General features: G+C 72.6%; 9 protein-coding genes and 1 pseudogene. 5 read left to right on the forward strand and 5 right to left on the reverse strand.

The window, feature by feature from the left end; translation table 11 throughout:
• Positions 1-85: 85 nt before the first annotated feature.
• Complete coding sequence (locus HPY23_RS10475; protein WP_091883625.1) at positions 86-3,700, reverse strand: AsmA family protein; 3,615 nt, start codon at positions 3,698-3,700, stop codon at positions 86-88.
• Positions 3,701-3,932: 232 nt separating this feature from the next.
• Here HPY23_RS10475 and HPY23_RS10480 point away from each other — a divergent pair, with 232 nt between their 5' ends.
• Positions 3,933-5,681: a carbamoyltransferase family protein gene (locus HPY23_RS10480; RefSeq protein ID WP_060849322.1), complete on the forward strand. Its 1,749-nt coding sequence runs from the start codon at positions 3,933-3,935 to the stop codon at positions 5,679-5,681.
• Between the two features lie 58 nt (positions 5,682-5,739).
• Here the strand turns inward: HPY23_RS10480 and HPY23_RS10485 are convergent, their stop codons facing one another.
• A complete protein-coding gene (locus HPY23_RS10485; protein WP_060846796.1) occupies positions 5,740-6,102 on the reverse strand; it encodes a hypothetical protein in 363 nt (120 codons plus the stop codon).
• A 405-nt stretch (positions 6,103-6,507) separates the two neighbouring features.
• Complete coding sequence (locus HPY23_RS10490; protein WP_060846795.1) at positions 6,508-6,774, reverse strand: hypothetical protein; 267 nt, start codon at positions 6,772-6,774, stop codon at positions 6,508-6,510.
• A gap of 294 nt (positions 6,775-7,068) precedes the next feature.
• Between HPY23_RS10490 and HPY23_RS10495 the strand changes: the two are divergent.
• The 4 genes and pseudogenes from HPY23_RS10495 to HPY23_RS10510 all read left to right on the forward strand — a co-directional run.
• Positions 7,069-7,252 (forward strand): annotated as a pseudogene (locus HPY23_RS10495) (IS3 family transposase); the annotation flags it as partial.
• Between the two features lie 253 nt (positions 7,253-7,505).
• Positions 7,506-7,664, forward strand: coding sequence for a DUF3309 family protein (locus HPY23_RS10500; RefSeq protein WP_091883624.1), 159 nt, complete (start codon positions 7,506-7,508; stop codon positions 7,662-7,664).
• A 146-nt stretch (positions 7,665-7,810) separates the two neighbouring features.
• On the forward strand, positions 7,811-8,026 hold the full coding sequence (locus tag HPY23_RS10505; protein ID WP_091883622.1) for a ComEA family DNA-binding protein: 216 nt from the start codon (positions 7,811-7,813) through the stop codon (positions 8,024-8,026).
• A 639-nt stretch (positions 8,027-8,665) separates the two neighbouring features.
• A complete protein-coding gene (locus tag HPY23_RS10510; protein WP_091883621.1) occupies positions 8,666-10,411 on the forward strand; it encodes a cache domain-containing protein in 1,746 nt (581 codons plus the stop codon).
• 571 nt (positions 10,412-10,982) lie between these two features.
• On the opposite strand, the gene HPY23_RS10515 is transcribed toward HPY23_RS10510, so the two are convergent.
• Positions 10,983-12,467, reverse strand: coding sequence for a methyl-accepting chemotaxis protein (locus tag HPY23_RS10515; RefSeq protein ID WP_091883619.1), 1,485 nt, complete (start codon positions 12,465-12,467; stop codon positions 10,983-10,985).
• Positions 12,468-12,592: 125 nt separating this feature from the next.
• The gene (locus tag HPY23_RS10520; RefSeq protein WP_091883618.1) at positions 12,593-13,498 is read right to left on the reverse strand and encodes a GGDEF domain-containing response regulator; all 906 of its coding nucleotides are present in this window, start codon (positions 13,496-13,498) and stop codon (positions 12,593-12,595) included.
• Between the last annotated feature and the right edge of the window lie 10 nt (positions 13,499-13,508).

Raw genomic sequence — 13,508 nt, forward strand, 5'->3', positions numbered from 1 at the left:
GGAAAGGCGCCTCGCTACCACGCCGACGGGCCGGACGGAACCGAGGGCGATCGTCGCCCTCCCGGCCGACCGCTGCCGGTTCGCGTCAGGGACTGTCCGTCTCCGACGCGCCGCCGGCCTGACGGCGGGCGGCCTCGTCCTCCTCGGCCTTCCGGCGCGCGGCTTCCGCGGCGCGGGCGGCCTCCACGCGAGCGGCCTCGGCCGCCTTGGCGGCTTCCGCGGCACGGGCGGCCTCCGCTGCTCTCGCTGCTTCGGCTGCCCTTGCCGCCTCCAGCCTCGCCGCCTCCGCTGCTCGCGCGGCCTCCGCAGCCCTGGCGGCTTCCGCCCGTGCCGCCTCCTCCGCCCGCTGCCGGGCCTGGCGTGCGTCCTCGAGGGCCCGGGCGCGGTCCATCTCCAGGCGGCCGCGGCGCCGGGCGATCTCGTTGCGGTCGGATTCCACCGTCTCGATCTTGTCGAGTTCGCGCTGCAGCACCACCGCCGCCAGCACGTTGGAGAGCGGCACGAGGTCGAGGTCGCGCTGCGGCTTCGCCACGGGGCCGGCGAGCGCCAGGCCCAGCGTCGGGGCCGGCGCGGTCCAGGCGCGGGGCGTCGCCGTGGCGGTGAGCGTGCCGCGGGCGTCGAGGCGCCAGGCCTTGGCGTCGACCTGCACCAGGCCGGTCCAGGTCGTCGGGCCGAGGTCGAGGGTGAGCCCGCCGGTGCGCAAAACCCCGCCGACCACCGAGGCCGGGACCGAGACCGGCCCGGCCGCCACCAGGGAGCCGCGGTCGAGTTCCTCCGCCACCACCTGGGCGACGCGGCCGGCGCGCAGGGGGTCCTCCTCGGACAGGAGCCGGGTCAGGGCCCGTGGGATGCCCGCGGGATCGAGGTCGCGCACGCTCAGGCCCGCGAGCTCCAGCGCCCCGCTGCCGGCGAGATTGCCCACCAGCGCGGCGGGGCTGTCGCCCGCGGCCCCCAGGCGCAGGCGCAGCGACACCTGGCCCTTCACGGCGTCGCCGCCGGTCAGCGCCGTCAGGGAGGCCGCCGTCAGGCCGCCCTCGGCGGCGAGCGTCGCCTGCCCGCCCTGGCGCGCCAGGGTGGCGCCGCCGGTGAGCCGCCCGCCCGCCAGCCCGCCGGTGAAGTCGCGGATGGAAAGACCCTCGGACCCGAACCCGAGGTCGAACCGCGCCCAGTCCGCCGCGAGGCCGCGGCCGAGATCGAGGCGGCGCACCGTCAGGGCGACGTGGCCGGTCGCGGGCGGGACCGGGGCCGGGCCGAACCGCACCGCGGACCACGCCTCCGGCCCGGATGGGGCCGTCCCCCCGTTCAGCACCATCGCGTCGGCGAGCCAGGGCAGGGAGACCCGTTCGAGGGCGACCGTGCCGGTGACGTCGCCCCCGGCATTCCGCGTCAGGGTCGCGTCGACCGCCGATCCCGCCACCGTGCCGGTCACCGCGAGGCGCGGCGTCTCGCCGCTGCGCGACAGGCCGAGGGTCAGCGTCGCCGGCACCGGGTCCGGCGGGGGCGCGGCGCGGCCGAGAAGGCCGGCGAGCGGACGCAGGTCGGTGGCCGCCACGGTCAGGGCGCCGTCCTGCAGGGGACCGCCGGCCGCCGGCATCACCAGGGCCCGGGCGGTCCCGACCTTGGCCCCGGCGAACTCGCCGTCCAGGGTCAGGCGCAGCGGTCCCTCCGCGCCGTCGCGGCGCCCTGCCATGTGGAGGACCGCCGGCATCGCCAGGGCCGGGTCGGCCGGCCGGCCGAGCCAGCGGCCGGAGGGGACGCCGTCGAGGCGGATGTCGAGGTCGTCGAGCCGCCCGGCGCGGGCGGCCAGCGACAGGGCGAGGCGCCCGCCGGCCGCGGTGCCGCGGGCATGGCCGCGCAGCCGGTCCGGGTCGGTGCCGGAGTCCCGCTCCAGCGTCAGGTCGAGGGCGACCGGGCCGTCGCGCAGGAAGCCCGGCACCAGGCGTGCCTCGTCCACGAAGGCGTGCGACACGAGGTCGATGAGCGGGGCCGCCGCCGGCGCGCTCACCTGCCCGGCGATGCGTCCGGCGCCGTCGGCCCCGATCCGGCCCGACAGGCTGGCCCGGGCCCCGGCGAGGTCGCGCACCTCCAGGCTGTCGAGGCGGATCGCGGCGCCCTCCGATTGCAGGCTGGCGGCGATCTCGCCGGTGCGGGGCCCGGTCGGGCCGTAGCGCAGGTCGCGCGCGAGCAGGGTCAGCCCGACATCGTGGTCGTGCAGGGCGGCCACCGCGCCGCGCATCGGCGGCAATTCGGCGACGTCGAGGCCGTCGGCGATGATCTGGGCGTCGAAGCGCGGGCGCGGCTGGTCCGGCCCGGCCGGGCTGTAGCGGGCCGATCCGGTGAGCCTCGCGCTCCCCAGCGCCACCCGGGCGTTGCGCAGCGACAGGACGGGGAGGGCCGCCGCCACGTCGGCCTCGGCCGAGAACGGCCGGCCGTCGAGGAGCCCGGCGAGGGGACCGCCGAGGCCGAGCCGGTCGAGGAGGCGGGCGAGGCGGTCGGAGGCCGGAGCGTCGAGAGCGACGTGGCCCGAGAGGCCGCCGCTCGGCGTCACGTCGCCGGAGAGCGCCAGCCCCAGGCCGCCCGCCGCCTTGCCGGCGAGCCGCCGCAATGCCACGGCGCCGGAGGGCCGCAGCACCGCGCTCAACGCGGCGCCGGTCCATTCCTCGCGGGCGAGGGTCAGGCTGTCGACCGCGACGTCGAGGGAGAGGGTGCCCGGCAGGGCGCCGGGCGACAGGCCGCGGCCGAGGAGCGCCTGGCCGGTGGCGCTCATCAGGAAGCCGTCGAGGTCGAGGCGGCGCGCCTCGAGGCTCAGGGCGGCCCGGGCGCCCGCGAGGTCGAGGCTGCCCCGCCCGGTAAAGCGCAGCGGCGCCTCGCCGGGGACCTCGAGGCTCAAGGTCTCGAAGGTGGCGAGCCGGCCCTTCGCCTTGAACCCGCCCTGGACCGAGAACGGCAGGGCGGCGCCCGCGGCCTGGGCCGGCGGCCCCACCACCAGGCGGGCGCTGCCGGCGGCTGCCGGCACGCTGCCGCCCTCGGGGCCGGGGACGAGGCTCACCCGGGCGTCGAGGTCGAGCCGGGGCATCGTGTCGCCGCCGGCGCCGAGCTTGACCGGCACCGTCCCGTCCGGTCCCGGCTCGCCGGTGGTGAGGCGGAACGCTACCCCCTCGACGCGGCCCTCGGCCCGCCACGGGCCGGCGAGCCGCGGCGCGGAGAGACGGACGGTCTCGGCGTAGACCTGGTCGGTGCGCCCGGTCGCCGCCACCCGGGTGGTGACGAGGAGCTGGGCCACCCGCAGGTCCTCGACCGCGAGGTCGCGGCCCTCTCCGGCGAGGGGCGGCAGGGGCAGGAGGGCGCCGGCCTCCGTCGTCGGCAGGGTGACCTCGCCGCGGCCGATCCGGGTCTCGGTGAAGCGGATCTCGCCGGAGAGGAGCGGGGTGAGGGCGATCTCGGCCTTGACGAAGCGCGCGTCGAGGGAGGCCCGGTCGCGCCCGGCCGCGAGGCGCAGGTGGTCGACCCGCAGGCGCGGCGAGGGCAGCAGGCGGATCTCCAGGCGGCCGTCGCTGCGGGCCTCGAGCCCGAGCGAGCGGCTGAGCGCCGCGTCGAGGGAGCCGCGATAGGCCTCCCACGGGATGAAGGGCGGCGCGACGAGCGCCGCGGCGAGGATCAGGATGACGAGGCCCGCCAGGGCGGTCAGGATGTCGCGCACCGTGCTGTCCGTGCCGCCCCGCGAGGAGAGCGCCGCCCCATGTTCGTCCGACGGCCCGACGGGCCGTACCCCGATGACCGGGCTAGCATATCGGCATCGGAAACGAGGGCGAAATCCGGCGCGATCACGCAGCGAGAGCCCGCCCCCGATGCGCCTCTGCCACGCTCCGGACCCGCCTGACAGGGCGGGGCGACGCTGCTAGAGCGGCAGCGTGACCCGATCGACGGACCCGATGCGCTACTATCTCGGCCTCGCCACCACCTTCCACGACCCGGCCCTCGCCCTGGTCGGGCCGGACGGCACGGTGCTCTTCGCCGAGGCGACGGAGCGCTACCTGCAGTACAAGCGCGCCCCGAACTGCGAGCCGGATTCGGCGCCCCGCATGGCGGGCCTGCTCAAGGCCCACCTGCCGCCGGGTGCCGAGCTGGTGATCGCCACCACCTGGGGGCCGGAGTTCAGCCGCTACCTCGCCGACCAGGCCGGGACCGGCGCCTTCGGGCTCGACGCGCTGAAAGCCCATTCGCCGGCCCTCAACCGCTCGCTGGTGCCCGAGCGGGCCGAGCGCACCTTCATCGCCGAGCTGGCGCTGGCGCAGGGGCGGGCGGGCTACGGCACGCTGCTCGGCCTCGACCGGGCCCATGGCGGCCGCTCGACCATCGCGGGACTCAGGCGCTACCCCCACCACCTGACGCACGCCGCCTACGGCCTGTGGGGCTCGCCGTTCCGGGACGCGACCTGCCTCGTCGTCGACGGCATGGGCGAGACCGGCGCCTCGGCGATCTACCGGATGGAGGGGGGGCGCCTCGTCGAGGTCAAGCGCCATCGCGGCCGCGAATCGGTCGGCTTCTTCTTCGGCCTCGTCACCGACCTCGCCGGCTTCGACCAGGCCAAGGGCGAGGAATGGAAGATCATGGGGCTCGCCCCCTACGGCCGGCCCGACCCGGAGCTGATGGCGCTCCTGCGCCGGCTGTACCGGATCGAGAACGGCCGCCTGCGCTTCTCGGACGCCGCCACCGTCCAGGCGGTGGCCGACGAGATCCGCGCCCGCCGCCCGGCGGAGGCCGACGAGGACGGCTGGGCCGACCTCTCAGCCTGCGGCCAGGCGATCTTTTCCGAGATGATGGACGTGCTCGTCGCCGAGGCCTGGCGGCTCAGCCCCCACGAGAACCTCGTCGTCACCGGCGGCTGCGCGCTCAACTCGTCCTATAACGGCCGGCTGCTCGGGCGCAGCGAGTTCCGGCGCCTCCACGTCCCGTCGGCGCCGGCCGACGACGGCAACGCGCTCGGCGCGGCCTGGCTGGCGTATCGGGAGGACCACCCGGACTGGACCGGGCCGGGCGTGCTCGCCACGCCCTATCTCGGCTCGCGGGTCTCGACCGAGCCCCTGGAGCGGATGGTCGGGTGGGAGCCGCGGCTGCGCCATCTCGGCCATGACGGCGTGACGCAGGCCGCCGCCGACATCCTGGCGGCGGGCGGGCTCGTCGGCTGGGTGCAGGGCCGGGCGGAGTTCGGGCCGCGCGCCCTCGGCAACCGTTCGATCCTGGCCGATCCGCGGCCTTCCGACGCCAAGGCGATCCTCAACGGCAAGGTGAAGTACCGCGAGGCGTTCCGGCCCTTCGCGCCCTCGATCCTGGCCGAGGCCGGGCCCGACTGGTTCGAGGATTACCAGGACAGCCCCTACATGGAGCGCACCCTGGTCTGGCGGCCGGAGATGCGGGACAGGGTGCCGGCGGTGGTGCACGAGGACGGCACCGGCCGCCTCCAGAGCGTGACCGAGGCGCGCAACCCGGCCTACGCCGCCCTGATCCGCGCCTTCGCGGAGCGGACCGGCGTGCCGATCCTGCTCAACACCAGCTTCAACGTGATGGGCAAGCCGATCCTCCACACCGCCGAGGACGCGATCCTGATGTTCTCCACCACCGGTCTCGACGCCGTGGTGATCGAGGACTGGATCCTGGTGAAGGACGGGGTGAAGACATGAAAAGGGCCGGCCCCGTGCCCGGGTGCCGGCCCTTGAATCTTTAGAGGGGCTGCGAGGCCTACTCGCAGACCTCGACGCGCTTGTAGGTGAAGGACTCGTCGTCGAGCCACACCTTGCGGCGCTCGAAGTGGCAGATCGGGCCGCGGCGCGGGCGCACGATCACGGTCTCGGGCTCCTCGACGTAGACCCGGCGCGGCGGCGGCACGACGTAGGCCGGAGGCGGCGGGGGGGCGGCCTGGGCACCGTTCATGATCGCGCCGGCGGCGACGCCGCCGAGGATGCCGGCCGCCGCGCCGCCGATGATCGCCGCGCCGACATTGTCGCGGGCCTGGGCCTGGGGGGCGGCGGTGACGAAGAGGGCGGCGACGAGCGCCGCGCCCGCGCCGAGGCGCGGAAGGCCGTGAGAGGTCAGAGCGCGCACGCTGAGGGTCTCCGAAGGGTGTGGGCGCGAGGATGCGAGTGAGTGCTTAACGAAGTGCCAAGCTTGCCGTCCGATCGAGCGCCGGACGGGGCGGCCCGGGGCCGACGTAAGCCTCGCGCCGTCGGGTCGAAGAGGTGACGGCGGTTTGCGGCGATTTCCGGGTAGGCCGGACCTTCCGGGCCGGGTGTGTATTTCAGGCCACGGTGACGGTCGCCGCCGGTCCTCGCGCAGACGAAGAGGACCGCCCCCGGGGGGCGGTCCTCTGTTGTCTTGCTCGGTCCTTACATGTTCATCAGGGCGCTGGCGGTGCCGAAGGCCGTCATGGCGAGGCCGCCGGCCAGGACGCCGATCATGCCGTAGGACACGGCGCGCAGAAGCTTCATCTCGCTCATCGATGGATCTCCGTTAGCAGCGGTAGCCGCCCGTGGTCTGGCCGTACTGCTTGACCGGGAAGTTCTGCTGGTTGGCATTGCCCTCCGAGGCCGAGCTCATCGGGCAGGCGCCGTAGAACGGCACGCTGGTGTTGGCCCGGCCGCCGATCGAGCCGGTGGTCTCGACGTCGCGCGGGGCGAAGGGGTTGGCCGGGGAGTTCGCACTGGATGCCATGGCGGACGAGATCGGGGCGACGCCAAGGACAAAAGCGGTGACGACGGCGGCGATGCGGGTCTTCATCTGGTATCCATGCTCCTTCATACGCTGCAGGCCGAGATATGTGGCCTGCTCTCTTGCGATAATCGGAATATAGGTGGCCGTGCTGCGGTGCGATGTGTTCCGGCGCACGCGGCATGAGGGATCACGGATCTGGGGCAGGTCGCCCGACGGCGCGGTCGACCGGTTCATGCGGCGCGCGAGGATCGCGTCGCGGGTGCGGCGGGGAGGGCCAAGTGTCTCTCACAAAACTCCCGATCACCGCCTCGGCTTGCTGTGGCAGCGACATCGCGGCGGGAGTTTTGTGAGGTGCACCAAGACGAAGCCTTGGCGGAGACCGTCGACGGTGCGTTGAAGGCAGCGGTCATCCACCGGCGCGGCCCGTGGCGGTCCGTCATGGCGGTCGCATGCGCCATCCCGGAGTGGATCGATCGCGACGACCATCGCCGCTTCGCCCGCGCCGATCGGCACTGATCCTCGCGCCGAGACCGAAGCGCGCTAGAACGCTTCACGATCGCGGTGCAATCGCGAAGCTGTCCAAGTCATTGTTTTATCGCATTTTCTTCGACGAACCGGCATCCACTTCGTCGGAAAATGCTCTATCGCGCCGACGTCGGCGACCAGTGGCCCTGCCGCCTCACCGAAGACAACCGGCCTCCGACAAACCCGGAGCGGTTCACCCTGGCGAAGGAACGAAAGACGGAGGGGCAGCATTCCTTCCATCCAGCAGCCTAGCCGTCAGGGACGACCCCTCCATGACCCTCCTGATCGTTCTCATCCTGCTCATTCTGCTTTTTGGCGGCGGCGGCAGCTTCTACGGCGGTGGGCGCTATCGCACGGGCGGCCTCGGAATCGGCGGCATCCTGCTCATCATCCTGGTCGTGCTCCTGCTCACCGGCCGGATCACGATCTGACGCTTTGGGGGACCGCCCGCCGCTGCCTGACGAATCCACGGCAGGAGACGAGTGTCCTGCCGCTTTCGCCTCCGCCCGAGCGACAGGACGGTGCGGCGCGGGCGTCTGCGGCAGAGAGACGAATGGCGAGACAAGGAGCACGACCGGTGATCGATCTCAACGCGGCGACCGCCGAGGAGTTGGACAGCGTACCGATGCTGAAGGGGCACGGCTTCGAAATCGTGCGCTACCGCGAGGAGCGCGGCCGGTTCACCAGCTTACGTCAGCTCGACGAGGTGCCGGGCTTGAGCGGCAAGACCGACGGAGTTTCCGATCGGGTGACTGTCGACGACCAGGGCAATCCTGAAGTTCGGTTTCGGTAGGTCGTCACCGAAGGGTCGCGTGGAGGAGTATGTTCGCCTACCAGATCCACGCAAGGCGCGGGCTCCCTTCTACCATGGCGTGAGCGCGTGGCTGCCGGGACAGCCCGGCCGAGCGCCCAAGAGTCGGCAGCCTGATGGTGACGACCGCTCCCTGATGGCCTTCCAGGTTGACGCGTGGTCGGGCCGCCTCCGATCCTCGTGCCTGTCGCGCGACCCCGCGGGTCTTCCGTATCCTCGCCGCACGGGCCGGCCGCGTCGCTCGGGGTCGTCCCGCAGAGGTCGAGCGCGTGCCTCGTGGACCTCCCCCTGATTTCCGATCTCCGATTTCACACCTGTCCAGGTTCGATGGCGATCCCAGATCGTCGACCGCTCGAGGCCTTCGCGCCAGTCATACGGGCGGAACGACGATGGGACGGGCTGGGCGCGAAGCTTCTTCGCAAGTCGACGGCCGCCATCCGACCGCAGGAGCTGTTAGATCGATGGGCGGCCCAGTTGCATGGACCTTGTTCGATCGACGTCGGCAGAATCATGGGCGGTCAAGTTTCTTAAATAAATTCAAGATATATTTTAGGAGATTACAACTCGAAATAAGCTCGAACATTCCGATGCAACGGAAGGGCGAGTTTCGAGGAGGAAAAATTGGCCGTCGGAGTCAGAGCCCAGCTGCACGCGCTCACGGCGGCGGCCGTCCTGGGGATTGCCGCCATCGTGGTTCTCACGGGTTTCGCCCTGCGCGACACCATCGTCGAGGCCCGCATGACGAAGACACGGCAACTGGTCGAGGCAGCTCACAGCCTCGTGTCGGGGTTCGCCGATCAGGAACAGGCCGGACATTTGTCCCGCGATCAGGCCCAGCGGCTGGCGATATCGGCGTTGAAGGCGATGCGCTACGACGCAGCCGAGTACTTCTGGGTCAACGACATGTCCCCGCGCATGATCATGCACCCGACCCGGCCCAAGCTCGACGGCACGAGCCTCTCCGAGCTCAAGGACCCGAACGGCAAGGCCCTCTTCGTCGAGATGGTCGCTGTGGTGCGCAGAGCCGGCAGCGGTTTCGTGCCCTACCAGTGGCCGAAGCCCGGCGAGGACGAGCCGGTCGACAAGATCTCCTACGTGAAGGGCGTCGCGCCCTGGGGCTGGATCGTCGGCTCGGGCGTCTACGCCGACGATACCGCGGCGCATGTCCGGGATGCACTCCTCGGCCTGCTCAAGGGCGTCGCCCTCGCGACGGCCGTGATCGTGGCCCTCGCCCTGTCGATCGGGCGTTCGATCGCCGGAAAGATCAGCCACCTGGCGCGCGTGATGCGCGAGCTGGCCGAGGGCCGTCTCCAGCAGGAGATCCCTTCCGTCGAGCGGCGCGACGAGATCGGCGCGATGGCCAACGCCGTGCTGGTGTTCCGCGACAACGCGATCGAGCGCGGGCGTCTCGAGGGGCAAGTGACGCTCACCGAGCGGGAGAAGGAGCAGCGCATCCAGGATCTCGAGGCGAGCCTCGCCGCCTTCCGCCAGGCGATGGGCCAGGTCGTGAAGACGGTCGCGACCAACACCGCCGAGATGCAGCGCACCGCCGAGGCGCTGACGGCGATCTCGAGCCAGACCTCGCAGGAAGCCGATGCGGCGACGCGGGCGTCGAGCCAGACCTCCGGGCACGTCACGATGATGGCCGCCTCGACCGACCAGCTCTCGGGCTCGATCCAGGAGATCTCCCGGCAGGTCCAGGGCGTCGCCGCCATCGTGCGGCAAGGCAGCGAGACGGCGACGGCTTCGGCGGGCCAGGCGCGGGCGATGGCGGAAATCGGCGAGCGCATCGCGGCGGTGATCGGCTCGGTCCAGGCGATCGCCTCGCAGACGAACCTGCTGGCCCTGAACGCGACCATCGAGTCGGCGCGGGCCGGGGAGGCGGGCAGGGGCTTCGCGGTGGTCGCCGCCGAGGTGAAGGTCCTGGCGGGCCAGACGGCGCAGGCGAGCGAGGAGATCGTCGCCCGCGTCGGCGAGATCCGGGCGACGACGCGCCGGGTCCTCGATGCCAACGAGCAGCTCGTCGGCATGATGCGGGACATCCTCACGGCGACGACCGCCGTCGCCTCGGCGGTCGAGGAGCAGAACGCCGCCACCGGCGACATCGCCCGCAGCGTGCAGCTGGCGGCGGACGGCACCGAGAAGCTCGCCCTCAACATCGCGGAAGTCCGCTCGGAGGCGCGGGAGACCGAGCGGAACGCGGGGGCGGTTCTCGACGCCGCGAGGACGATGCGGTCGCAATCCTCGCTGATCGAGGAGCAGGTCAGCACCTTCGTGCGCGTGCTCCAGGAGGGCCCCCTCGCGCGTCGCCAGGGGGGCTCCGACGGGCCGCATCCCGATCGAGAGCGACGCGCCCGTATCGCCTGACGGGACGGGCGGCTGGGGATCGTTGCCCGGCACGCTCGCGATGGACGCCGGAGCCTGAGTTCGAGCGTCCGTCGCGTGCAGCAACCCCTCGCTCGCACCGGCTTTCGAAGGGGAGATTCGCCCCCGACCCGGGCTCGCGGCCGCGATCACCGCGCGGCTGACGGTGCCGATCCCGGCGGCCCGCCAGCGCGAGCCCGACACCGGCCGAAACCGGCAACCGTGCTCGTGCGGACCCGGTGCCCGCGCCGTCATCCGATCGACGCTTCGCCCCGAGCATCTGCGGCGCAAGGCATCGGCCGACTTGCTCCCGTGGGCCATCCGGTCCCCTCGATCCGACCGGAGCCGCGCGTCGTCGGGGAGAAGGGCCGCCAGGCGCAGGACCGCGAACGCGAAGAAGGCGCGTCCGGGCTGAGGCGGCGCCCGTCTCGGCGGCCGAAGCCCTGGACCTGTTCAGGACGGCTTGCGTCCTCGGGGCCCGATCGGGACCGGCGCGGTTGTCGTTCATGCCACCCCGCCGTGGCTGGGCGCACGCTCACCGCCCGGCATCGACCCGGTCGAGGTCAGCCCCGTCTCATCCGACGGACCGGGAGAGCTCCCGGACGTGCCGGGTGGCGGCCTCGATCGCCCCGTTGGCATCGGCGATGGAGGCCATGCCGCCGGCGAAGGCCGAGACGTTCCGGGCGAGCGCGGCCATGCTGCCGGAGATCTCCCGGGTCACCGCGGACTGCTCCTCGACCGCCGCCGCGACCGCCGTCGAGATCGCGTCGAGCCCCTGGATCGTGCCGCGGATCGACCGGATGGCCGTGGCGGCCTCCTGCGTGGTCGCCTGGACCCCCGAGATCTGGTCACGGATCTGGGTCGTGGCCGTCGCGGTCTGCCCGGCCAGGGCCTTCACCTCGGCCGCCACCACGGCGAAGCCGCGGCCGGCCGGGCCGGCGCGGGCGGCCTCGATGGTGGCGTTCAGCGCCAGCAGGTTGGTCTGCGCGGCGATGGCCTGGATCATCCCGACGACGTCGCCGATCCGCGCGGCCAGATCGCTCAGGCCCTCGACCACGGCGCCGGTGTGCCGGGCCTGCGCGACCGCCTCGGCGGCCATCCGGGCGGCGGAGCCGACCTGCTGGCTGACCTCGCCGACCGAGACCGACAGCGCCTCGGCCCCCGAGGCGACGCCTCGGATGTCGTCCGAGACGCGCCCGGTCAGGTCCATGGCCTCGGCGGTGCGGGCGCTCGCGCCCCGGACCGAGGCCGCGACGGCGTCGAGTTCGAGGCCGATCGTCCGTTGCGCCTCGTGCCGCCGGCGGCGCTCCTGCACCTGGGCGGTGATGTCGGCGGCGAACTTCACCACCTTCAGCACCTTGCCGCCCGGCGCGAGGATCGGGTTGTAGGTCGCCTGGATCCAGACCTCGCGCCCGCCCTTGGCGATGCGGCGGAACTCGCCGGCCTCGAAGGCGCCGCGGCCCAGCCGCTGCCAGAACCCGAGATAGGCCTCGCTCGCCCGTTCCGTGGGATCGACGAACAGGCCGTGGTGGCGGCCCCGGACCTCGTCGAGCGCGTAGCCCATCGCGTCGAGGAAGTTGGCGTTGGCGCCGAGGATCGTCCCGGCCGGGTCGAAGGCGATGACCGCCTGGGAGCGGTGGAGGGCGGCGATCTGGCCGGCGAGGTCGAGGGCGTGCAGCTTGTGCGCCGTGATGTCGGTCGCGAACTTGATGACCTTGACGACGCGTCCCGACCGGTCGAGCACCGGATTGTAGCTGGCCTGGATCCAGACCGGCCGGCCGTCCTTGGCGACGCGCTCGAACTCGGCCACCTGGTGGGCGCCCCGGCCCAGGGCCTCCCAGAAGCTCCGGTATTCCGGACTGTCTCGGTGGCTCGTCTCGACGAACAGGCTGTGGTGGCGGCCCCGGACCTCGTCGAGCGCGTAGCCCATGGCGGCCAGGAACCGGTCGTTGGCCGTCAGGATGGTGCCGTCGGGGGCGAACTCGATGACGGCCTGGGAGCGATCCAGGGCCTCGAACTTGGCCCTCAGGTCGCCGGAGACGGACACCGAACCAAACATGATAAAATCCCTGGATTTATTTTTTATCGGTATTGCAGGCATGCATTAAAATATATTAAATCCATTGCACATCTAAAGCATAACAGGGTGTTTTTCGCATCCAATAGGCCGTTCGATCTAAGCGTTCAGCCGACCATCGCCGGCTCCATGTCGGGGCCGGCCACCGCCACCCGGTCCCGCCCGCCGCGCTTGGCCGCGTACAGGGCGACGTCGGCGCGCTTGAGCAGGCTGTCGACGGTGTCGCCGGGCGCCCACTCGCTCAGGCCGATGCTGGCGGTGAAGCGCAGGTCCGGCAGTCCCGGGACCGTGCCCGCCGCGCACTGGATGCGGATGCGATGGGCCGCCACCGCGGCGCCGGCGATGCCGTGGCCGGGCATCAGCACGGCGAATTCCTCGCCTCCGAGGCGGCCCGCGGTCGCCCTGGTCTCGCCGGTCTCGCGCAGGATCTGCGCCACGCGGCGGATCACCTGGTCGCCGATGTCGTGGCCGAAGCGGTCGTTGATCGACTTGAAGTGGTCGATGTCGACCTGGAGCATCGCCAGCGGGTTCTCGGCCGAGGCGGCGGCGACGTCGCTCTCGGCCCGGCGCATCAGGGCGCCGCGGTTGAGGAGCTGCGTGAGGTGGTCGGTGTCGGCCTGGCGGATGAGGGCGCGCTGGAGGCCGAGCACCCGCTCGGCCGCGCGCAGGCGGCCGTGGAGCTCCTGGGGGCTCGGCGGCTTCGACAGGAAGTCGTCGGCGCCGCTGTCCAGAACCTCGCCGAGGGGCCGGTCGTCGCGCGCGCTCGACATCACCAGGATGGTGAGGGGGCGGCGCTCGTCGACCAGCGCCCGCAGCGACCAGCACAGCTCGAGCCCGCCGAGCGGCTCGACCTCGAGGCTGGTGAGGACGCAGGCGACCGAGGGGTCGGCCTCGACATGGGCCAGCGCCGCGGCGGAGTTCGAGAACGCCACGACGGTGTGGCCGCCGGCCTCGAGCATGCCGGCGACGATCTTGAGGACGACGCGGCTCGGATCGATCAGGGCGACGTGCACGGCAGGCCTT

It is taken from the genome of Methylobacterium ajmalii (assembly GCF_016613415.1).
Classification (GTDB): Bacteria; Pseudomonadota; Alphaproteobacteria; order Rhizobiales; family Beijerinckiaceae; genus Methylobacterium; species Methylobacterium ajmalii.

Excerpts from the sequence above, each read along its gene's own strand:
- HPY23_RS10480 (WP_060849322.1), top strand. The coding sequence starts at position 3,933 with ATGCGCTACTATCTCGGCCTCGCCACCACCTTCCACGACCCGGCCCTC.
- HPY23_RS10490 (WP_060846795.1), bottom strand. The coding sequence starts at position 6,774 with ATGAAGACCCGCATCGCCGCCGTCGTCACCGCTTTTGTCCTTGGCGTC.
- HPY23_RS10515 (WP_091883619.1), bottom strand. The coding sequence starts at position 12,467 with ATGTTTGGTTCGGTGTCCGTCTCCGGCGACCTGAGGGCCAAGTTCGAG.
- HPY23_RS10500 (WP_091883624.1), top strand. The coding sequence starts at position 7,506 with ATGACCCTCCTGATCGTTCTCATCCTGCTCATTCTGCTTTTTGGCGGC.